The sequence below is a fragment of the Kitasatospora sp. NPDC004669 genome, from assembly GCF_040609455.1.
Lineage (GTDB): Bacteria > Actinomycetota > Actinomycetes > Streptomycetales > Streptomycetaceae > Kitasatospora.
The window spans coordinates 19915-40478 of sequence record NZ_JBEXKB010000055.1 but is presented as its reverse complement, the minus strand read 5'-3'; the positions used below and the strand labels follow the sequence as shown (position 1 = coordinate 40478).

General features: G+C 71.7%; 17 protein-coding genes. 6 read left to right on the top strand and 11 right to left on the bottom strand.

Annotated elements, in window-relative coordinates:
- Positions 1-129: 129 nt before the first annotated feature.
- Positions 130-2085 (bottom strand): putative Ig domain-containing protein, encoded by a 1956-nt coding sequence (locus ABZW30_RS34300; RefSeq protein WP_355675144.1) that lies wholly within the window; start codon positions 2083-2085, stop codon positions 130-132.
- Between the two features lie 216 nt (positions 2086-2301).
- Between ABZW30_RS34300 and ABZW30_RS34295 the strand changes: the two genes are divergently transcribed.
- Positions 2302-4725, top strand: coding sequence for a ricin-type beta-trefoil lectin domain protein (locus ABZW30_RS34295; protein WP_355675143.1), 2424 nt, complete (start codon positions 2302-2304; stop codon positions 4723-4725).
- Between the two features lie 128 nt (positions 4726-4853).
- On the opposite strand, the gene ABZW30_RS34290 is transcribed toward ABZW30_RS34295, so the two are convergent.
- Complete coding sequence (locus ABZW30_RS34290) at positions 4854-5822, bottom strand: NAD-dependent epimerase/dehydratase family protein (protein WP_355675142.1); 969 nt, start codon at positions 5820-5822, stop codon at positions 4854-4856.
- A 21-nt stretch (positions 5823-5843) separates the two neighbouring features.
- Here ABZW30_RS34290 and ABZW30_RS34285 point away from each other — a divergent pair, with 21 nt between their 5' ends.
- Entirely contained in the window at positions 5844-6095 is a 252-nt protein-coding gene (locus ABZW30_RS34285; RefSeq protein WP_355675141.1) for a hypothetical protein, read from the top strand.
- Between the two features lie 30 nt (positions 6096-6125).
- Entirely contained in the window at positions 6126-7208 is a 1083-nt protein-coding gene (locus tag ABZW30_RS34280) for a hypothetical protein (protein WP_355675140.1), read from the top strand.
- Positions 7209-7257: 49 nt separating this feature from the next.
- Here ABZW30_RS34280 and ABZW30_RS34275 read toward each other — a convergent pair whose 3' ends face one another.
- The 4 genes from ABZW30_RS34275 to ABZW30_RS34260 form a co-directional block, all read right to left on the bottom strand.
- The gene (locus ABZW30_RS34275) at positions 7258-7476 is read right to left on the bottom strand and encodes a hypothetical protein (protein ID WP_355675139.1); all 219 of its coding nucleotides are present in this window, start codon (positions 7474-7476) and stop codon (positions 7258-7260) included.
- Positions 7477-7580: 104 nt separating this feature from the next.
- Positions 7581-9275 (bottom strand): SulP family inorganic anion transporter, encoded by a 1695-nt coding sequence (locus ABZW30_RS34270; protein ID WP_355675171.1) that lies wholly within the window; start codon positions 9273-9275, stop codon positions 7581-7583.
- Between the two features lie 8 nt (positions 9276-9283).
- Positions 9284-9631 (bottom strand): metalloregulator ArsR/SmtB family transcription factor, encoded by a 348-nt coding sequence (locus tag ABZW30_RS34265; RefSeq protein ID WP_355675138.1) that lies wholly within the window; start codon positions 9629-9631, stop codon positions 9284-9286.
- Positions 9632-9634: 3 nt separating this feature from the next.
- A complete protein-coding gene (locus ABZW30_RS34260) occupies positions 9635-9829 on the bottom strand; it encodes a hypothetical protein (protein ID WP_355675137.1) in 195 nt (64 codons plus the stop codon).
- A gap of 260 nt (positions 9830-10089) precedes the next feature.
- On the opposite strand from ABZW30_RS34260, the gene ABZW30_RS34255 reads away from it, so the two are divergent.
- Positions 10090-10470 carry a metalloregulator ArsR/SmtB family transcription factor gene (locus ABZW30_RS34255; RefSeq protein WP_355675136.1) on the top strand — a complete coding sequence of 127 codons (381 nt, stop codon included), beginning with the start codon at positions 10090-10092 and terminating at the stop codon, positions 10468-10470.
- Positions 10471-10745: 275 nt separating this feature from the next.
- Here ABZW30_RS34255 and ABZW30_RS34250 read toward each other — a convergent pair whose 3' ends face one another.
- A complete protein-coding gene (locus ABZW30_RS34250) occupies positions 10746-11105 on the bottom strand; it encodes a hypothetical protein (protein ID WP_355675135.1) in 360 nt (119 codons plus the stop codon).
- A 518-nt stretch (positions 11106-11623) separates the two neighbouring features.
- Between ABZW30_RS34250 and ABZW30_RS34245 the strand changes: the two genes are divergently transcribed.
- Positions 11624-13531, top strand: coding sequence for a putative Ig domain-containing protein (locus ABZW30_RS34245; protein WP_355675134.1), 1908 nt, complete (start codon positions 11624-11626; stop codon positions 13529-13531).
- 111 nt (positions 13532-13642) lie between these two features.
- On the opposite strand, the gene ABZW30_RS34240 is transcribed toward ABZW30_RS34245, so the two are convergent.
- Genes ABZW30_RS34240 through ABZW30_RS34230 form a run of 3 tightly spaced genes read right to left on the bottom strand, consistent with a single transcriptional unit; the run spans position 13643 to position 16573 of the window.
- Positions 13643-14800 (bottom strand): hypothetical protein, encoded by a 1158-nt coding sequence (locus ABZW30_RS34240; protein WP_355675133.1) that lies wholly within the window; start codon positions 14798-14800, stop codon positions 13643-13645.
- Positions 14793-15521, bottom strand: coding sequence for a TIGR03943 family protein (locus ABZW30_RS34235; RefSeq protein ID WP_355675132.1), 729 nt, complete (start codon positions 15519-15521; stop codon positions 14793-14795). The genes ABZW30_RS34240 and ABZW30_RS34235 overlap by 8 nt, the downstream gene beginning before the upstream one ends.
- Positions 15518-16573 (bottom strand): permease, encoded by a 1056-nt coding sequence (locus ABZW30_RS34230; RefSeq protein ID WP_355675131.1) that lies wholly within the window; start codon positions 16571-16573, stop codon positions 15518-15520. The genes ABZW30_RS34235 and ABZW30_RS34230 overlap by 4 nt, the downstream gene beginning before the upstream one ends.
- Positions 16574-16808: 235 nt before the next feature.
- On the opposite strand from ABZW30_RS34230, the gene ABZW30_RS34225 reads away from it, so the two are divergent.
- Positions 16809-17807, top strand: coding sequence for a pyridoxal-phosphate dependent enzyme (locus tag ABZW30_RS34225; protein ID WP_355675130.1), 999 nt, complete (start codon positions 16809-16811; stop codon positions 17805-17807).
- Positions 17808-17922: 115 nt separating this feature from the next.
- Here the strand turns inward: ABZW30_RS34225 and ABZW30_RS34220 are convergent, their stop codons facing one another.
- A complete protein-coding gene (locus tag ABZW30_RS34220; RefSeq protein WP_355675129.1) occupies positions 17923-20481 on the bottom strand; it encodes a collagenase in 2559 nt (852 codons plus the stop codon).
- Between the last annotated feature and the right edge of the window lie 83 nt (positions 20482-20564).

Genomic DNA, 20564 nt, shown 5'->3' with positions numbered 1-20564 from the left:
GGTCGAGTTCGGTGGGCTGCGCCGTCACGCGGCCCGGTGACGTGCAGGGCCTGGCTGCACGGAGGCCCGTGCGGGGCTGGAACCGCTCCCGGGTCCCGCCCTCGTGGACGGGGCCCGGGAGCGGGCCGCTCAGGACAGCTTCACCGACGCGTCGTCGACCAGGAACGCGGTCTTCCCGCTCGTCGAGTGCGCGACGAGCTTGATGCCCACCGTCGAGCCGAACTCGGCTGCCACGTAAGGCGTCAGGTCGAAGGACTGCGGCCGGTAGCCGTTGGTCGCGTCCTGGTTGGTCCAGGTCTTCACGGTCGCCAGGTAGTTGCCGCTCCACTGGTCGTAGAGCTCCAGTGAGAGCGTGTCCACCGCCGAACCCCCGGGTGCGGAGGCTCCCTGGGCGCTGCCGGTGATGTTCAGCCAGAAGGAGAGGTGCTCCTTGGTGTACCCGGGGGTGGTCTCCACCCACTGGGTGATGGAGTCGTCGTTCGCGGTGTTCTGCCCGAGCCATGCGTATGTCGAGCCGCTGTGCGCCTGGTGCGCGGTGGAGGGCGTGATGACGTTGTAGCCGGATGGGTTCCAGACGCCGTGGTCGGCGGTGCCGTTCTCGAAGCCCGGGTCGTTGAGCTGCTCGATCGGGGCGCAGCCGGTCTGCGGGCCGCGGAAGAACCCGGCCTTGAAGGTCTGGCTCTGGGTGTTGCCCCGGTCGTCCCGGCCGGTCACGGTGATCGTCTTCCAGCCGGTCGCGTGCGTCGTGCCCGTGATGTGACCGGTCGTCGGGTCGATCCGCAGGCCGGCGGGCAGGGCCTTGGCGCTGTACGTGATCGGGCGCCCGGCGCGGTCGGAGGCGAGCACCGGGATGTCGACGGGCTTACCGCTCTCGACGGTCTGCTCGCACGGCTGGGTGACCTGGAGCGGTGCGTTCCCGAAGACCGGGTCGTCGCCCTTGCACAGGTGGTCGTAGTTGGACCAGGTCGTCTGCACCGGGAAGACGCCGGTGGAGAGCGTCAGGTTGAACATCCCGCCGTTGGCGCCGACCGGGATCCAGGAGCACTTGTCGCCGTTCTCCTGGCCGGTCGCGTCCGTCCAGGCGCCGGAGGCGGTCTGGTCGGTGATGGTCTCGGCGTACTCGTGGCCGCCGATGATGCCGTAGCCGTCGAGTCGGCCGCGCGCTCCGGTATTGATCCAGTTGGTGCCGCAGGCGGGCACGTCGGTCAGGTACGGCATCAGGGTGTAGGCGAGGGTGCCGGCCGAGCTGCGCATGAAGGTGTGCCAGGCGCAGTAGCCGAGTTCCTTCCACTTGTCGGAGTCCAGGCCCTGGCCGGTGTTGACGATGTACTGCACGTCCCGGTTCCGGTTCGGGTCGGTGTTGCCGAAGTGCTGGGCGGCGGCGGCGACTTCGGCCGCGATCTCCGGCTCGGTGGCGGCCTTCGGCGCGGGCTTCGCGTTGTCCACCCAGACGCCGGCGAGGGTCTGGCCGGCCACCGGCATGCCGACGTGGTTGGCCTCGGGCGGGCAGTAGGACGAGCCGGGGGTGATGCCCTCGCAGTACTGGGTCATCACACGGGACCAGGTGTCGGTGCCGCTGCCCAGGCCCTTGAAGAAGTCCTGCTGGTAGGGCGCGGCGCCGTCCGGGTCGCCGGAGAGCGTGACGTTGCCGGTGGCGGGGTCGGTGCCGGGGTCGCCCCACTGGCTGCCCCAGTAGATCAGGTAGACCTTCGGCTGGCCGGTGGTGACTCCGATGGAGTCCTGGCCTCCCCGATAGGTCATCTGCAGGTCGTAGTTGTTGCGCGGGGACGCGGCGGCGGCGCGGGCCTTTGCCGCCTGTCGCTGGGCGAAGGTGTCGGCGTTGGGCATGACGTGCGGTCGGATGGCGCCGACCTGGACCCAGGTGCCGTTGATCTGCCGCCAGCCCTCGGCGGCGGGATGCGGGTCCTTCGGGGGCGTGGACGACGCGGGAGGCTGGGCCGGGGTCTCCGGCCGGTCCTGGGCGTGGGCCGGGCCGGCGGTGCCGATCGCGGCGAGGCCGAGGGCGAGGGTGCCGAGCAGGAGTTTCCGGAGTGGTCCGCCGGGGCGGGAGCGTGCTGTGGGCACAGGTTGGTCCTGACTCTCGGTCGAGAAGCGGGGAAGTGACAGCCGCCCGTGCGCTTCCCGTTGACGGCGTCGGATGCGGCATGTGAAATGACACATGTCACCGATCACATGGGTCAAGACCCGTGGGTCGAGGTTCGCGCCCGGACCTTTCCGACCCGCGACTTTGAACGTTCAAACCGCACCGCACCCCACCCCGCCGCACCGCCAAGGAGCCCCATGTCCTCCGCCCGTGCCCTGCCGTCGGGCCTCGCCGTCCTCGCGGCCCTGACCGTCCTCACCGCCCAGGCCGTCGTCGCGAGTCCGGCCCGGGCGGCGGACGGCGTCCCGGTGAACGGCGTCCCGGTGAACGGCGCAAGTTTCGTCCTCGGGGCCGGGCCGGACGGCGGGTGCCTGGGGACGAGGTTCGCGCAGGCCGCGGCCGGGACCCCGGTCGTCCGGGCGGCCTGCCAGGGGCTGTTGAGCCAGCGCTGGCGGCTGCTGCGGGTCAACACCGCGTCCCCGGCCGCCTACGTCCTGATCAACTCGGCGACCCGGCGCTGTCTGGTCGTGGGCGGCGGCGGCCACCAGCGCGTCCGCACCGCCGTCACCGAGGACTGTGGAAGCGTCCCCGACAACGAACGGTTCACCATCTCGCCGGCGCCCGGCGGCGGTTACACCCTCGCCGTCGTCGACAACGGGCAGTGTCTCACCGCCCCGCGCGGCGCGGCGGACCTTCCCGTCCAAGCCCGTGCCTGCGAGGCCTCCGCGGACCAGCGCTGGACGCTGACCCGTACGGAGCCGCTGGTCCTCAGCAACCCCGGCTTCGAGAACGGCGCCTCCGGTTGGACGTTCACCGAGCACACCGGCGTGGCCACCAACAACCCGCACTCCGGCAGCCGGCTCGCCTACCTCGACGCCGGCACCGGCTACCGGGTCGGCCAACAGATGACCGCCGTCACCGCGGGCACCTACGACCTGTCCGCCTGGATCGCCACCGGCTCGGCCGGCGGCACCTTCTCGGTCAGCGTCAACGGCACCGTCCTGCAGTCGCTGCCCCTGCCCGAGCAACCCACCTACGCCAAGTACACCCTCCCCCGGGTGAAGGTCGCCGCAGGGGACCTGGTCACCCTCGCCGTCGGCTCCTCCCCGTCGGGCTGGGTCAACGTGGACGACGCCTCGGTCGCCCCCTCGGCCCCGAACGACCCGCAGATCAGCTCCTCCGACCCCGACCTGGTCGCCATGTTCGACTGGGCCAAGACCAAGGCCAACAGCTGGGTCCAACAGGCGGGCACCACCGGCGTGTTGAACATGGACGAGAACAACACCGGCGGCACCTCCATCGGTACGTACGACACCACGTACTGGGCCGGCTACCCGTTCCGCTCCGCGTTCTACAGCCGCGACTTCGCCCACCAGATGGTCGGCGCCCACCTGCTCGGACTCGACGCCCAGAACAAGACCATGCTGCGCGGCTTCGCCGCCTCCGCCACCGATCTCAACGGCCACTACCCGGTGTGGGCCCTCAACCTGGACGCCAGGACCTACGCCGCCATCGACTACCACGGCCCGAACAGCTTCGTCCGGGAACTGCCCGCCCCCTTCGAGCTGGTCCAGAAAGCCGGCGAGGCCTACCGCTGGACCGGTGACCGCGACTACGCCGAGGACCCCCTTCTGACGGAGTACGTCCGCACCACCCTCGACACCTTCATCACCCAGCACCCCGGGCCGATCGACAACCACGGCATCCCGATCCCCCAGGCGAAGAGCAGCAGCATCTTCGCCGGTACGGCCAGTTACGCCGAGAACGCCGCCACCACCTACGCCGAGGCCGGCGACGCCCTCGCCGCCCAGTACCAGGCCTACCTCTCCGCGGCGACGCTGGCCGCCGCCCGTGGCGACAGCGCCGGCTCGGCCGCGTACGAGCGGGCCGCCGCCGGCCTGAAGAGCTACGTCAACACGACCTGGAGCGTCGACCCGGAGCAACCCGCCGACGTCGTCCACGGCTACGACACCCAGGGCCGCCCGGTCGGCGGCTGGGGCTACGAGACCAGCGTGCTGCTGCCGATGAAGAAGCTCCTCGACCCCGGCCCGCGCCTCGACTCCTACCTGAAGTTCATCGACGCCCAGGACTCCGGTCCGCAGGCCTCCGTCAACGCCGAGGGCTACACCTACCTGCCCGACACCTACTTCGCCAACCACGACGGCGCCACCGCCTGGAAGTGGATGCAGCACGTCTACCAAGGTGTCGACCAGCTCCACCTCAGCGGCCGGATGCTCAACGGCGACTACCCCGAGCTCCCGTTCACCCTGCTGAGCCAGACCGTCCAGGGCCTGCTCGGCGTCGAACCCGACGCCGCCGCGGACGCCCTGACCACCGCCTCCCAGCTCCCGGCCGGCATCGGCTGGCTCCAGGTCGCGGGCATCCCGATCGGGAACGGCACGGTGACCCTCCGGCACGACGGCCAGACCGGCAGCACCCTCACCAACACCGGTGACACCGCGCTGACCTGGGAGGCACGCTTCCCCGGCAGCCACACCGGGATCACCGTGGACGGGACGCCCCGGCCGACCCGCACCGTCACCGCCGACGGCACGACCTACACCCTCGCCACGGTCACCGTCGCCCCCGGCCGGACCACGACGGTGGCCGTCACCGGTTAGGACGCGAAGAAGCGGCCCGTACCGACGGCCCTTCTCGACGGCCCGCCCGGGCCCGGAGGTCACCCTCCGGGCCCGGGCGCGGGAGCGCATCGGCCCCGCCCCGTCCGTCGCCGCGGGTGTCGCAGGACTCAGCGCTGCCTCCAGGCGGTGAGGAGGCCGGCCTCCTGGCTGGGCGTCAGGGTCTCCGGCAGCGGCTCGAACGGCGCGATGTCGCGCGCGGTGTCGGCCACCGGGCGGAGCTTGAGCCCGGTGGCGAGGGCGGCGGTGGGGTCGGCGGTGCCGGTGGCGCGGATCAGCGGGTCGGTGGTCCACAGTGGCAGTGCGCGGTCCGGGACGTCGGCCGCCCGGAGGAAGTCGTCGTCCACCCAGGTGAGCGTGGTCCCGGCCGGGGCGACCGCGGAGGCGACGGCGCCGAGCAGGTCGCCCATGGTGAACGGCGGGGGAGTGGCGGCGTGGTAGGCGCCGGATGCGCCCTGTTCCAGCAGGGCGAGCATCCAGGCGGCGAGGTCGCGGGCGTCGACGACCTGCACCGGCGCGTCGGACCGGCCGGGGGCCAGTACCTCGCCGCCCCGGGCGAGGCGCCGTACCCAGTAGTCGAAGCGGTGGGTGTAGTCCTGGGGGCCGATCACGTACGTCGGGCGCACCAGCAGCGTGTCCGGGCCGAAGGCCTCCCGTGCCGCCCGCTCGCACCGGACCTTGAGCGGGCCGTAGCTGGTGGCGGTGACCGCATCGGGCTCCGGACCGTCCGCGGGCAGCAGCGGGGAGTCCTCGGTGAACGCCGGGGCGCCGGGGGTGTCGTACACGGCCATGGACGAGATCAGGAGACAGCGTCCGGCGGCGCCGGGGTCGAGCGCGTCGGCCAAGTGTCGGATCTGGCGGGGGAAGTACGCGCTGACGTCGACGGTGGCGTCCCAGCTGCGGCCGCGCAGCAGGGACAGGTCCGCGTCGCGGTCGGCGATCAGGTGAGTGGCGTCGGGGAGCAGGTGGGCACCGGACCTGCCCCGGTGCAGCACCGTGACGTCGTGTCCGGCGGCGAGTGCCGCCCGGGCGAAGTGGAATCCGACGAACCTGGTGCCACCCATGATCAGAATGCGCATCGGGCCATCGTGCCAGTGCGGGTGCGCATCGGACCAGCACTCGGCGTCCGCGCCGAAGCCCTCGGCATCTACGAGCCGGTGCCCTACAACAACCACCCGGCGAGGCTCCTGGTCGACCTGATCGCCTCGGCCAAGGCCGACCTGGCGGTCCGGGACGGTGCGGCGAGCTCCTTCTACCACCCGTCTTGCGACGTGACCCCGCTCCAGCAGACGATCGACGGCATCGAGGCGCTCGGCTACACCTTCGTCGGCCCGACCGACCTCGCCAACTGAACGTCCTGACCGGGTGAGGAGCTATCAGCAATGAACCCGATGAAGAGGACGGCCGCCGCCTGGTCCGCCTTGGTCGTCCTCTTCGTCGGCGCCGGATGTTCGTCGTCCGGCGCCGACGAAGAGGACATGCAGCCCAGTCCCTCGGCCGGCGCTCCGAGCGGTCAGCCCGACGACGGCAAGGTGGGCGAGTTCCGGGGCATGACGCTCCCCTCGTGGAACACCGACGACTACAACAGCCCGCAGGCCGCGACCTACCTGCGGCAGATCGCCGCCACCGGTGCCCGGTGGGTGACCTTCACCCCCACGTGGTACCAGGACCGCGTCACCGACTCGGACCTGCGCACCACCAAGGAGACCGCCGGCGACGACAGCCTGTGCGCCGTCATCCGCCTCGCCCACGACGCGGGGCTCAAGACCATGCTCAAGCCCCACGTCGACCTGACCGAGGGCGGCGACCGGGCCAAGATCACGCCCACCGACCGGGACGCCTGGTTCGCGGCCTACGAGCGCTTCATCGCCCACTACGCCCAACTCGCCACCGACACCGGCGTCGACCAACTCTCGGTCGGCACCGAACTCGCAGGCACCTCGCAGGACGGCGCGCACTGGAGCAAGGTCGTCGCCGCGGTCCGGGACCGGTACAAGGGACGGCTGACGTACGCCGCCAACTACGACGAGTACCAGAAGATCCCGTTCTGGAACGACCTCGACGTCATCGGCATCGACGCGTACTGGCCGCTGGCCGACCAGGCGACGACCGACCCGGCACGGCTGCGCCAGGCGTGGCAGCCCATCGCCGAGGAGCTCGCCGCGTTCTCCGAGCGCCAGCAGCGGAAGATCCTCTTCACCGAGGCCGGCTACGTCAGCCAGCGCGGCACCACCACCGCCCCGTACTCCTGGACCGTCAGCAAGAGCGACGGCGACGCCGAACAGGCCGCCGCCTACGAGGCGTTGCTCGCCTCCTTCGACGGCAAGCCCTGGTGGGCCGGCGTCTGCTGGTGGATGTGGGACGACTGGCCCGACAGCGGCGAGACGGCGAAGAAGCTCGCGTACACGCCCCACGGGAAGCCTGCGGAGGACGTGCTGCGGAAGTGGTGGGCGCGCGGCACGTGAGGGGTTTACGCGGTCCTGGAGCACTGCGGGCACGGGGGGAGGCTGTCGCTCATGTGTTCAGGATATCCAGGGTGCGAGGGGCGTTTTCCGTGGTCAGCGGGTGCGGATGGCCGCCGTGGGGACGCGCTGCCCGGGGTTCGGGGCGGATGTGCAGACGGCGGCCGGTGGCGGCGGCCTCCGCAAGGAGGGCCCGGAGCGCGGGCAGGTCGACGGTCTGCCGGGCGTCGGGGGAGCCGTGGTCGTCGTAGGGAGTGACGGTGAAACGCAAGGGTGGCCTTTCCGGGGACGCGGTGGGTGGGGTGCGGGAGACGGACGCACGCGGTCCTGCCGCCGTCGGGGTCGGGCTGGACGGTCAGTGCCCGGCGGTGCCGGTCACCGGGAGGCTCTGGCGGTGGTGAGGCCGTGCCCGTCGGGGCCGGCCTGGTCGTGCACGTGGGTACGGGCGTACGCGATGGCGTCGGGGGTGGTGGCGAACAGGTGTCCGTCGGCGCGCAGCCGGTCGAGTGTGCCGAGGGCGTCGAGGGGCCGGCGGTGTTCGTCGCGGATGCCGGAGACCAGGACGAGCGTGCCGCGGCGCTGGAGCTCGGTGATGGCGTCGCCGAGGACGGTGGCGCCGCTGGCGTCGATCGCGCTGACCCGGGACATCCGCAGGATCGCGACCTTGACCTCGGCGGATTCGGTGAGCTCCAGCAGGAAGCGGTGGGCCGCGGCGAACAGCAGTGGGCCGTCGATGCGGTAGGCGACGATGTGCTCGGCGAGCAGCGCCTGCTCCTCGTCGTGGTGGTCGGCCGGGGGCAGGTCGGCGTGCAGCGGGACCTGCTCCACGCGTGCTGCCTTGGCGACGGCGGCGAGCGCCAGGACGCCGGAGACGAGCAGGCCGACCACGACGGCGGTGACCAGGTCGAAGGCGAGGGTGGCGGCGGCGGTGAGGGCCAGGACCGCCGCCTCGCCACGCCCGGTGCGGGCCAGCGCGCGCAGCGAGCCGACCTGGACCATCCGTACGGCGGTGGCGATCAGCACCCCGGCCAGGGCGGCGAGCGGGATCCCGGAGACCAGGGGCGCGGCGGCGAAGACGATCACCGCAAGGACGGCGGCGTGGACGAGGGCGGCGAGCCGGGAGACGGCGCCGGAGCGGACGTTGACGGCGGTGCGGGCGATGGCGCCGGTCGCTGCGACACCGCCGAACAGCGGGGCGGCCAGGTTGGCCAGGCCTTGGCCGAACAGCTCACGGTCGCCGTCGTGGCGCTCGGACACGCTCATGGCGTCCGCGGCGGTCGCGGACATCAGCGACTCCAGGGCGGCCAGGGCGGCGACGGCCAGCGCCGACGGCAGCAGGGCGGGGACGGCGGAGAGGTCGAGGAAGCCGAGCGAGGGGGCAGGGAGCCCGGTGGGCAGGTGGCCGATGGTGGCGACCGGCAGGTCGGCGAGCTTGGCGCTGACGGTCGCGGCGACGACGGCGATCAGCGAGAACGGCAGCGCGGGCCGCAGCCGTACGCCGATCAGCATCACGGCGGCCACGGCGACGGCGACGGCGAGGGCGGCCCAGTGCGGTGCGGACGTGAAGTCGGCGACGGCCTTGGCAGCGACGACGGCGGGATTGTCGCCCTCGGGCTTCCTGGCGCCGAGCGCTCCGGGCACCTGCTGGAGGGCGATGACCCCGGCGATGCCGACGGTGAAGCCCTCGACGACGGGGACGGGCACATAGGCCATCCAGCGCCCGGCCCGGGCCAGGGCGAGGGCCATCAGGAGCACTCCGGCGAGCAGGCCGACGGTCAGCACCCCGTCCGTGCCGTAGCGGCCGACGATCGGGACCAGGACGACGGTCATGGCGCCGGTCGGCCCGGAGACCTGGAGGTTGGAGCCTCCGAACACGGCGGCGAGCGCGCCCGCGACGACGGCGGTGGCCAGGCCCGCCTCGGCACCGGCGCCGGAGGAGATGCCGAAACCGAGGGCCAGCGGCAGTGCGACGATCGCCACCGTGAGGCCGGCGAGCAGGTCCTTGCGCGGGGAGCGGCTCATCGTGGCGAGGATCTGCCGGGTGGGCAGGACGGCACGCACCCGGCTCATCACGGTGTTCACGCCGTCGCCTCCAGGGCGGTGGTCGCGGCCAGTTCGGGCAGCAGCCGGCTCTGGCCGGTGATCACGTCGCCGAGGATCCGGCGGGCGGCGAACAGCAGCTCGGCGACGTCGGGCGTGGCGAGCGCGTAGACCACCGTGTTGCCGTCGCGGGTGGCGGTGACCAGGTTGGTGCGCCGCAGGACGGCGAGTTGCTGGGAGAGGCTGGAGGCCTCGATGTCGAGGGAGGCGAGCAGGTCGCGTACCGGAAGCGGGCCGTCCTGGAGGAGTTCGAGGATCCGGATACGGGCCGGGTGGCCCAGGGTGCGGAAGAACTCCGCCTTCGCCTGGTACAGCGGGACGGCCATGGTTCAGCTCTCTCCTTGCTCTTCCTCAGCGGTGTGCGGCACGTCGATGCCGTGGGCGGTCGCGATCCGCAGCAGGGCCGCCACGCGCCCGGCGTAGGCCTGGGAGCCGTCGTCGTCCCCATCGGCCCGGGCCTGCCGAAGGGCCTGGCGGGCCCGGGCCAGCTGTTCGTGCAGTTCCTCGTCGAACACCGCGGTCACGACTCTTCCCTCCCGGGGTTGCCGGCGGGTGCCGGGCGCACCTTCGCCGATCCGACCGCATGCCAGCATGTATGGACTTGAAGAATTTATCAAATCACATGTTTAGCATGTGATGGATTCAGTAGTAGTGATCTGCTGTGATCGGCATTGGTCGTCGCGGGCCCGGCCGCACCCACCCCTCGACCGGCGGGCATGGGCGGCCGACCGGTTGGTAAGGTCAACTCTTCGATGATGTTCCGCCCGATGGAGACGGTGACGACGTGAACGCCGAAACGCCCACCCCGCCTCCCGTGGTCGGTGCACCCCTGTATCAACTGAAGGCGGAGTTCTTCAAGACCCTCGGCCACCCGGTGCGCATCCGCGTCCTGGAGCTGCTGAGCGAGCGCGAGTACGCGGTCTCCGAAATGCTGCCCGAGGTCGGCGTCGAGGCCTCGCACCTGTCCCAGCAGCTCGCCGTGTTGCGACGCTCCAACCTGGTGATCGCCCGTCGCGAGGGCTCCACCGTCTACTACCGCCTCACCAATCCGCAGGTGGCCGAGCTCCTGCGGGTCGCCCGCACCATCCTCGGCGGCGTGATCAGCGGCCAGGCCGAGCTCCTGGACGGCCTGCTCGCCCAGCCCCAGAAGCCCGGGCGCGACTGACCGCTCCCGCGCACCCGGCCGGTCCACGGGATGCCCGCCGCCACCCCCGGGCACGATTCCGGGGGTGGCGGCGAGCCGGCATGAACCCCTCGCGACCAAGCGGGGTCGGACAGGTCGAAGGAAGGCCCGCAACGCGCGTACGCACCGCGCCCACCCGGCGCGAAGCGGCACACCACCACTGCCCGCACCGGGGACGGAGCGGTCGGCGCGGCTGTACGGCGCCGCGGTGAGATACGCCTTCCTCCTTTTGCCCTTCCATGCAATTGACAAGGTTATCAACTGCTAAGGTCATCATGTGACGGCACCGCCGGAAGCGTGCTGTCGCGGTGAGGCCGCCCTGGAACCGACGCCGGGGCGGCCTCGCCCATCGCTCCTTCCCCGCCGGTCGGTTCGAACGCGAGCTGCGCGACCTGCACGGCCTCGTCCTGCTCGACCACCCGCTGCCGCACGGCCTCGTCCGCCACCCGCACCAGCCGCGCGGCTGGTACCCGATGCGTCCCGACGCCGCACGCCCCCGCCAGCCGTTCCGGCGTCGGCATCGCCGAAATCTGGTGCGGCACCGTCACCAGCCGGGTCGAACTCGCCCCCGACGGCACCCTCACCCGGCTCAAGACCGTCGACCCGTCGTTCTTCAACTGGCCCGCCCTACCGGTCGCCCTCGCTGACACGATCGGCCCGGACTTCCCGCTCACCACCAAGAGCTTCAACCTCTCCTATGCGGGCAACGACCCCTGAAACGACGGGATTTGGCTTTTCTTCGAGGTCCCGAAATGATCGCCGGGGAGAATATCCCATTGCTGATTTCTCGCCGGACTCTTTCCTTCTCGGAGGTTTCGGCGGCGCGAACACATCGCTTTTGCGCAACCCGTTGACTGAGGCCCGTCACCGCTGCTTTTCTTCCGTTCACGCCCCCTGCCGCAGCCTCCTCAGGCCGGCCACCGGGCACTGGTTTCCGCTGCTCCACCATCGCTCCGCAGCTCTGCTGCTGACGTGGCGTCGGTCGACGTCCGTCAGCCCCCATGGCACTGCCGGCAAGCACGGGCCACCCCACCGTTACGCCTCGCGCCCGTGTCATCGCCGTACCCCGCCCTGCCACGAGCCGTCATCCGGGCCGACCGGCACCGGAGTCGGCAGGAGAGAGGAACCCCCACACATGGGCATCCCCCGCGTCCGTGCGCTCAGACGAGCGGCCCTGGCCGCCGTCGCGTCGCTGTCCCTCGTCACCGCCGCCCTGACCACCAGCGGTGCCGCCCAGGCGGCGGACGAGCCGGCGTCACCGCAGAACGGCTCCGTGACCAACCCGTACAGCCCCGCCTACCAGCACCCGTACCGGCACGGCGTGCTGCCCACGGTCGGTCAGAACGACAAGATGAAGCAGTGGGCCTCCACCCACGCGACCCCCAACGCGGCCACCGGACCGCAGACCCTCTCCTACGGCGGAGGGATCGACGGGATCGGTGTCCAGAGCGGCCACTCCAAGGTCTACCTGGTCTTCTACGGCAACCAGTGGGGTACCCAGACCACCGACGCCAACGGGAACGCCAGGTTCTCGGGCGACTCGGCCGGAGCGGCGGGTGCCGCGCAGCAGATGTTCAAGGGCATCGGCACCGGCAACGAACTCTGGTCCGCGGACCTGACGCAGTGGTGCGACGGGCCGAACGTGGCCACCGGCGCCACCAGTTGCCCCTCGAACGCGAACTTCGTCCCGTACCAGAGCGGCGGCGTGCTCGCCGGCGTGTGGTACGACAACGCGGCGGCGTCACCGAGCGCCGCCTCCGGCCACCAGCTCGGCCAGGAGGCCGTCAACGCGGCCGCGCACTTCGGCAACACCACGGCGGCGTCCAACCGGGACGCCTACTACGTGATCCTGTCGCCGCACGGCACCAACCCGGACAACTACCAGAACCAGTACTGCGCGTGGCACGACTACAACGGTGACTCGACGCTGACCGGCGGCGCGGTGACCTCCCCGTACGGCGACGTCGCGTTCAGCAACCAGCCGTACAACATCGACTCGGGCGCCGGCTGCGGCGTGGGCTTCGTCAACTCGCCCGGCACGCTGGACGGCTGGACCATGACGCTCGGCCACGAGTGGCACGAGATGATGTCGGACCAGAACCCGGCCGGCGGCTGGACCAACCACGTGTCCGGCAGCTCCTACAACGGCCAGGAGAACTCCGACGAGTGCGCCTGGCTGTCCCCGGGCACCGCGGGCGGCGCGGCCAACATCACCTTCGGCAGCTTCGGCACCTGGGCCGAGCAGGCCAGCTGGTCCAACGACACCAACTCCTGCGCCATCTCCCACCCGATCGTGGGCGGCGGCTCGACGGGCAACACGGTGACCGTCACCAACCCCGGCAACCAGACCACCGCGCAGGGCTCCTCGGTCAGCCTGCAGGTCCAGGCCAGTGACTCGGCCTCCGGCCAGAGCTTCACCTACTCGGCCACCGGCCTGCCGACCGGTCTGTCCATCGACTCCGCGACCGGCCTGATCACCGGCACCGCCACCGCCGCCGGCAGCTACAACGTGACCGCCACCGCCAAGGACACCACCGGCGCCACCGGCTCCACCAGCTTCGGCTGGACGGTCAGCGGCTCCGGCGGCTCCTGCACCCCGGCGCAGCTGCTCGGCAACCCCGGCTTCGAGACCGGCTCCGCCGCGCCGTGGACCGCGACCAGCGGTGTCATCGACAACTCGGCGTCCGAGCCGGCCCACAGCGGCTCCTGGAAGGCGTGGCTGGACGGCTACGGCACCACCCACACCGACACGCTGTCCCAGACGGTGACGATCCCGGCGGGCTGCAAGGCGGCGCTGAGCTTCTGGCTGCACATCGACACCGCTGAGACCGGCACCACGGCGTACGACAAGCTGACCGTGCAGGTGAACGGCACCACGCTGAAGACCTACTCCAACGTGGATGCCGCGGCCGGCTACCAGCAGCGCACCTTCGACCTCTCCGCCTACGCGGGCCAGAGCGTCACCCTGAAGTTCACCGGCACCGAGGACGCCTCGCTGCAGACGAGCTTCGTGATCGACGACACCTCCATCCAGACCAGCTGACCCCTGGTTCATCAGCGATGGGCCCGGCGGCACCAGCCGCCGGGCCCACCCCCTTCGGGGTTTCCGGCCGACCGGCACGGAACCCCGGCCGCGAAGAGACGACGGCGGAGGTCAGTGGGTGGTCGTGGTCGGCCCGAGGGCTCGCAGGTGATCCAGGACCGCCGGGTCCTGGGCGTCGAGCCAGTCGGCGAGTTGGCGGAAGGACACGCAGCGGACGCCGTCGCGGTGGCACAGCTCTTTCATGGTCGCCCCGGCCGCCTGGAGGCCGGGGCCGGTGTCGTGCCGGGGGTCGAGGTCGGTGTCGATGACGAGCGGCGCGCGGGTGCCGTGGTAGACGCGGTCGAAGGCGTTCAGGTACGCCTGCGGGGGCTGGTTCGCGGAGAGCACCTGGTGCGTCCCGGAGGCGTCCGGGATGCGCTGGAGCGGGAAGTTCCAGATGCCGTCGATCCGGGCCGGCCAGCGCTGGTCGTCGCCAGGCGAGCCGGCGTCGTAGCGCCAGCCGGCGTCCTTCTCGGCGGGCAGCAGGTTCGTCCGGCCCTCCAGGCACGGGGCCCGGCCGCCGACCAGTTCGGTCTGGTAGTCGAAGGGCAGCGGGGGCAGGTCGGTGAAGCCCGTCCCGGTCTTCCAGAAGTTGACCATCGAGTAGCCCTGGCTGATCTCGCTCTGCCAGTCGGTCATCGACCAGTCCCGGGCCCCTCCGGGGCCGCAGAACTGGCCGATGAAGCCGTCGGCGATCTCGTCGCCGTCCAGCCAGGCGCGGCCGAGCTGCTGCAGTGTGGCACGGACCTGGCCTTCGGTCGGGAAGGGGACGGCGGCGGTGCCGGCCTCGTGCTGCGGCGGCTGGTACTGCCACCGCGCCGACGCCGGGAGCAGATCGACGCCGCGCAGGAAGAACGTCACCTCGGCGCCGCCGGCCTTGGCCGACGTACGGGTACGGGAGAACAGGTGGCGCTCGTCCTCGGTCGGGGCGTCGAAGGAGAAGACCACGAACTGCGGCGGCTGCTCACCGGGCTTGAGTCGGACGGGAGTCGGCTGGCCCGGCTGCGGGCCGGTGTCGGAGGTCGACCCGTCGCCGAGCACGGTGACGGTCGGGTCCGCCGCGCCGGCGCCGGGCGGGGACGTGGCGGCGGAAGCGGCCGGGCCACTTCGGTGGTCGGGGACGGCCGGCATGAAGGCGAGCGCGGCGACGACGCCCAGCGCGAGTGCGGCGGCCGCGCCGCGGTGGTCACCCGCGCCTCCGCCGTGCGGAGCCGACGGGCGCTCACTCATAGGGGTTCTCCGGTTCGGCGATCCGGCGGACCAGGGTCGCGGTCAGGGCGGGAACAGCGCCGTCCTGGCCGTTCTGTCCGTCCGGCTGCCACTCGCCGGTCACCTCGACCCACGTGCCCTCGGGCGGTGCGTCGGTGCCGTGGATCACGACCTTGCTGCTCGACGCGTCGGCGGCGCAGCAGGAGATCGTCAGCCGGGCGAGGTCCCAAGTCCCGTCGCCGGGGCCCGGTGTGGCGAAGCCGGTGAGCCGGATCCGGTGGCCCTTGAGCGAGCCGCTGCTGTCCCAGAGCGCGCGGGAGTCGAAGTCGGCGAGCCGCATGCTGACCGGGTCGGTCGTGGGCAGCGGTGCGAAGTCGCCCGCCGCCTCGGCGGGTTTGACGGCGGTGTTGTCCGAGTGCTGCGCGGTGAAGGCGCCGAGCGCCCGGGGCTGGAGCAGGTAGATCGCCAGTACGGGCAGGAGCAGCAGCCACGCGGTGCGGGGAGCGCCGTGCCCGTGCCCGTGCCCGTCATCCGCGTCCCCGCGGTGGCCGGGCCGGAGCAACTCCCGGGCGGCGACCCCCGCGCCGACCAGCCCGACGACGACGAGCAGCACGCCGCTCGCGATCAGGTACGGCCGAAGGCCCCTGCGCACGTACCGCAGGTACAGCTCGCTGAAGAGCGAGATGTGCAGCACCGCCGCGCCGACCAGGATGTGCAGCACCGCCCGGACTTCTCGCCTCACAGGAGCCACCAGCCGGTCAGGGTCGCCGCGGTGACGGCGACGACGAACGTGGCGGCGCAGAAGCGCCAGGCGAAGGCCCGTCCGAAGGTGCCGGCCTGGAGGGCGATCAGCTTGGCGTCCACCATCGGGCCGACGACCATGAACGCGAGCTTGGCGGTGGCGGAGAAGCCGGTGAGCCCGGCCGCGACGAAGGCGTCCGCCTCCGAGCAGACCGCGAGCAGGACGGCGAGTACGGCGAGTACCAGGACGGAGACGCCCGGCAGCCCGGCCAGGTCCTTGAGCAGCCCGCGCGGCACGGCGACGTTGAGGGTGGCCGCCGTCATCCCACCGATCACCAGGAAGCCGCCGGCGTGCAGGAAGTCGTGCTCCAGCGAGGCGCGGAAGGCCGGCCACCCGGTCGGGCCGCCCGACGGCACCGTGGGCCTCAGCCACTCCGGGCGGCCGAACCGTGACCAGAGCAGCCCCATCACCACCGCGGTCGCGAGGGAGGCGATGAAGCGCGCGGCCACCAGCTCGGGCTGCCCGCGGAAGGCGACGGCGGTGGCCACGAGAACCACCGGGTTGACGGCCGGTGAGGAGAGCAGGAACGCCAGCGCGGCCGCCGGAGCCACCCCCCGCGCGATCAGCCGCCCGGCCACCGGCACCGAGGCGCACTCACACCCGGGCAGCACGACTCCGGCGGCGCCGGCGATCGGCACGGCGAGCAGCGGGTTCCTCGGCAGCGCCCGCTCCAGCAGGCGGGCCGGGACGAACGCGGCGATCGCGGCCGACAGCACCACGCCGAGGAGCAGGAACGGTAGCGCCTGCACGCAGACGGCGACGAAGACCGCGCCCCAGGCCTCCAGCCATGCCGGCCCCGTCCAGTCGCCGAGGACCTGACGTCCGACCAGGACGGCGAGCATGCCGCCGACCAGCAATCCGAGCGAGCCGATCGGATGGTGGGCACGGGCCGTCGGTTCCGGTTCCGACTTCGGTTCCGGTTCCGGTTCCGACTTCGGCTCCGGATCCGCGATCGGGTTCGGCCGGGCCTCGATGGCGATCTCGTCGGCCATGGGCGGCTGGACGCTCCTTCGCTCGGGGTGGTTCGGGATTGACGGGTCGCGGCCGCGTTCCGTGCTGCGACCGGGGGTGAGTCTAGGGGCTCCGGGAGCGCAGCCGTCCCGCCCCCGGACCTGGTCCGGTCGGCCGGTCAACGTTCGGCGATGCTTTCCGGCGGCCGGCGTGGTGGTTCACGCGGTCGCTCCCCCTCCCTGGGCAACGCTCCGCCGTTGCCCTACCGTCGGCCGTATGAAGCGTCCGCTGCTGCACCGGCGTTGGCCGGAACTGGCCGAGTCGCTGCCGTACCTCCCGCTGGGCGACGGGCCCACCCCCGTCCGCCCGTTGGCCGGGCTCGGCTGCCGGGGTGCGCTGTGGGTGAAGGACGAGAGCGGGTACGGGCGCGGCGGCTGGGGTGGCAACAAGGTCCGCAAGCTGGAGTGGCTGCTGCCCGAGGCCCGTCTCCGGGGTGCGCGGACCATCCTCACGGTCGGCGGGATCGGCACCAACTGGGGCCTGGCTGCAGCGCTTTACGCGCGTCCGTTGGGGCTCGACGTCGCCCTCGGCCTGATCGATCATCCCGTCGACGAGCACGTTCGGGCCCAGCTCCGACGGCTGCGCGCGAGCGGTGCGACGCTGCACTTCCTGCACACCCGGACCCGGCTGGTCCTGACGGCGCCCTGGCTGTTCGCCCGGCACACCCACGGCCTCACCCCGCCGTACTTCCTGCCCGCAGGCGGTTCCTCCGCGCTGGGGACGCTCGGATACGTCGAGTGCGCGCTCGAACTGGCCGGGCAGGTGGCGGACGGGCTGCTGCCGGAGCCCGGGTGGATCGTGACCGCGGTCGGCTCGGGCGGTACCGCGGCGGGCCTGGCACTGGGGCTCCGACTGGCCGGCCTGCGCACCCGGGTGCTGGGCGTCGTGGTCAACGACACCCTCCGCCTGGACGGGGCGACCCTCGCCAGGCTGGCGGGGAGGTCGCTGGCGCTGCTGCGGGAGCGGGGCGCGCACGTGACGGGAGCCGGGCTCAACGCGTCGGACGTGGTCGTGGAGTACGGATGGCTCGGCGCGGGCTACGCCCACCCCACCGCCGAGGGCGCCGTGGCGCTCGCGCGGGCGCAGGACCAGGCGGGTCTGGAACTGGAGCAGACGTACACCGCCAAGGCGTTCGCGGCGCTCCTGGAGCTGGATGCGGCAGGGCGCTTCGCGGGGGAGCCGGTGGTCTTCCTCAACACCTTCGGCCCGAGGTAGCGGCCGGTCGGTGTGGACGACGAACCTGTGGCACCCGGCATCGGCAGGGGCATCACGTGGACGTACGGGACCCACCCCGCCCGAGGCGGGGTGGGTCCCGAACGCAGGTAGCGCGTCAGTACTGGGTGCTGACGGTCACCCCGCTGAAGTCCGTGTTGGCGTACAGGCTGATGTACCGGTAGCCGGCCGCCGAGTTGGTGACGGTGAGCGTCTGCGTGGTGCCGGGGTTGGTGGAGGAGGCGGTGTAGGCGCTGGGGGAGGCCCAGGTGTCCTGGTTGTAGTAGAGGGAGGCGCTGCCGGTGCCGCCGGAGGCGGAGACCTTCAGGGTGGTGGTGCCGGCCGGCAGGTAGACGTAGAAGTAGTCGAGGTTGCCGGCGGTGCGGGCCTGGTTCGGGCGGGAGCAGTTCTGGCCGAGCGCGTCGGTGCGCGGGTCGGTGCACGTCGGCAGGGCGGCGCCGGTGGTGACGGTGACCGATGACGGGGTGCTGGCGGACTTGCCGGCGCTGTCGGTGACGGTCAGGGCGACGGTGTAGGTGCCGGGGCCGGCGTAGCTGTGGACCGGGTTCCGCTCGTCGGAGGTGGCGCCGTCACCGAAGGTCCAGTGCCAGGAGGTCAGCGACGCCTGGGAGTTGGTCTCGACGGACTTGTCGGTCAGGGTGACGGTGGCGCCGTCGACGGACTGGCCGAACAGGGCGGTGGGGCCGTCGGCGTAGCAGGCGCCGGCGGCGCAGGCGTTCAGCCAGGTGTCGAAGTCGGCGTCGTAGGAGGTGCCGAGGTTGTTGTAGACCGCGTAGCCGCCCTGGTAGTCACCGGTGCGGAAGTGGTCGAGCATCGCGTGGACGTCGGCCGGGTGCTTCTCGATCATGTACCGCACGGCCAGGTAGCCCCACGGGTAGGTGCGCACCGTGTCCGAGTTGCCGTAGGTGTTCTGGAAGACGGTGCTGAGCTTGTACCGGTGCGTGGCGGCCTCGGTCATCGCCTGGGTGTCGGTGGTGCCGCGATAGGCGTAGGACTCGTACTCGGCGACGCCCTCGATCCACCAGATGTCCGGGACGGAGGTCTCGGTGGTGAAGTTGCCCTTCATGTCGTAGATGTTGTCGAGGTAGTGCGTGTACTCATGGTTGAGGTTCCACACGTTGGCGGGGAAGCCGTCGTTCCACGCCTTCTGGTACATCACCGACACGGGCCGGTTGTTGGGGTCGGTGACGTCCATGACGGTCTGGCCGCCGTTGTCGGTGGAGTTGCCGTAGATGGCCCAGGAGTAGGTGAGGTAGTCGTCCCGGTTGGAGAAGACGGCGAGGGTGATGGTCTTGCCGTACTGGCCGGGTATGGGGCCGTTGTCCTTGACGAGGTTGTGGAAGAAGCCGTCCTCGCCGCGCAGGCTGGCGCAGACGGTAGCCAGGTCGGCGGGGGAGAGGGCCTCGGCACGTATGGTGCGGTTGTCGCAGACCAGGGTGTCGGGCAGGACGGCGGCGGTGAGCTTGCCGGGCAGGTCGCAGGTTCCGTAGTAGGAGCACTGCGCGTTGTCGTACTGGTTGGCGTTGTAGGCGGTGTACACGTACAGCTTGCCGACGGCGCCGGAGATCGGGGTGGTGTCGAGCACCTGCTTGACCAGGGGCTTGGCGAAGGTCTCGACGCTGCCGCCGTCGCCGGCGGTGCGGGCGAGGTCGTTGCCGGCGTTGACGTCGAGGAAGGCGTTGGGGGTGGTGAGCAGGTCCTTGTGGTTCTGCGCGAAGTTCGCGAGCGTGGTGATGACGCTCGGGTCGGCCGTGACGGCACTGACGTAGGCGGGGTTCCAGTTGGCCCGCCACAGCGGTGCCCACAGCACGGCGTTGACGGCGCTGACCATCTTCGGGAACGCGTTGTAGTCGTTGTTGTAGCCGTTCAGGACCTGCTTGTAGACGTTCAGGTACTGGGCCTGGATGTTGGCGCTGTCGGTGAGGACCAGCACCTCGCTGAGCACCGGGCCGTTGGCGTCGCTGACGTCCGTCCGGTGCGCGCTCGCGAAGAAGGCGTCGAGGCCGGCCTTGACGGCGGCGGTGAGCGTGGCGTCGTAGGGGCCGACGGCGCTCGCGTTGTTGGACTGGACGTAGTAGCCGGCGCGCAGGAAGAGCACGAGCTGAAGGATGTTTGCGGAGTTGTCGCCGGTGTAGTTCGCCGCCTGGGCCCGGAAGGCGTTGGCGATGGTGAGCATCTGGGACTGCTTGAAGATGTTGCCCGCGTCGGTTCCGGTGACGTTGTACAGCGTCTTGACGCAGTCCGTGGTCGAGCCCTGGACGAAGGAGACCAGGTCGGCGCCGCTGCGGGAGCCGAAGTCGGCGGGCGTACAGCTGGGTACGGCCGGGGCCTGCGCGGTCAGTGCGTGCTTGGCCGCCGTCGGGGCGTTCGGATGCGGGGCGGTCTGGACGGCGGTCCCGGCCGGCTGGAGCGCCTGGCCGAGCAGCGCCGGCGCCAGCGGTGCGGCGGTGCGGCCCATGTCCTCGGTGGAGGACGCGGCGACCTCGGGCCCGAACGGCTTCGGTGCGGTGGCGGTGGAGGAAGCCGCAGCGGTGGCCGCCGCCGGCGAGGCGGCCACGGGTGCCGCGGACGCGGCGAGTGCGGGGGTCGGGAGCAGGGTGGCGGAGCCGGCGAGGGCGGCGGCCACCAGGAGCGGAAGGGATTGGCGCAGACGCACTGCGGTGTCCTTGTCCTGAGGTGGGGGAGGTAACGGGGCGTCAGCCACGAGGGGGAGGGGGGAGTTGACGTGTGACCTGTCAC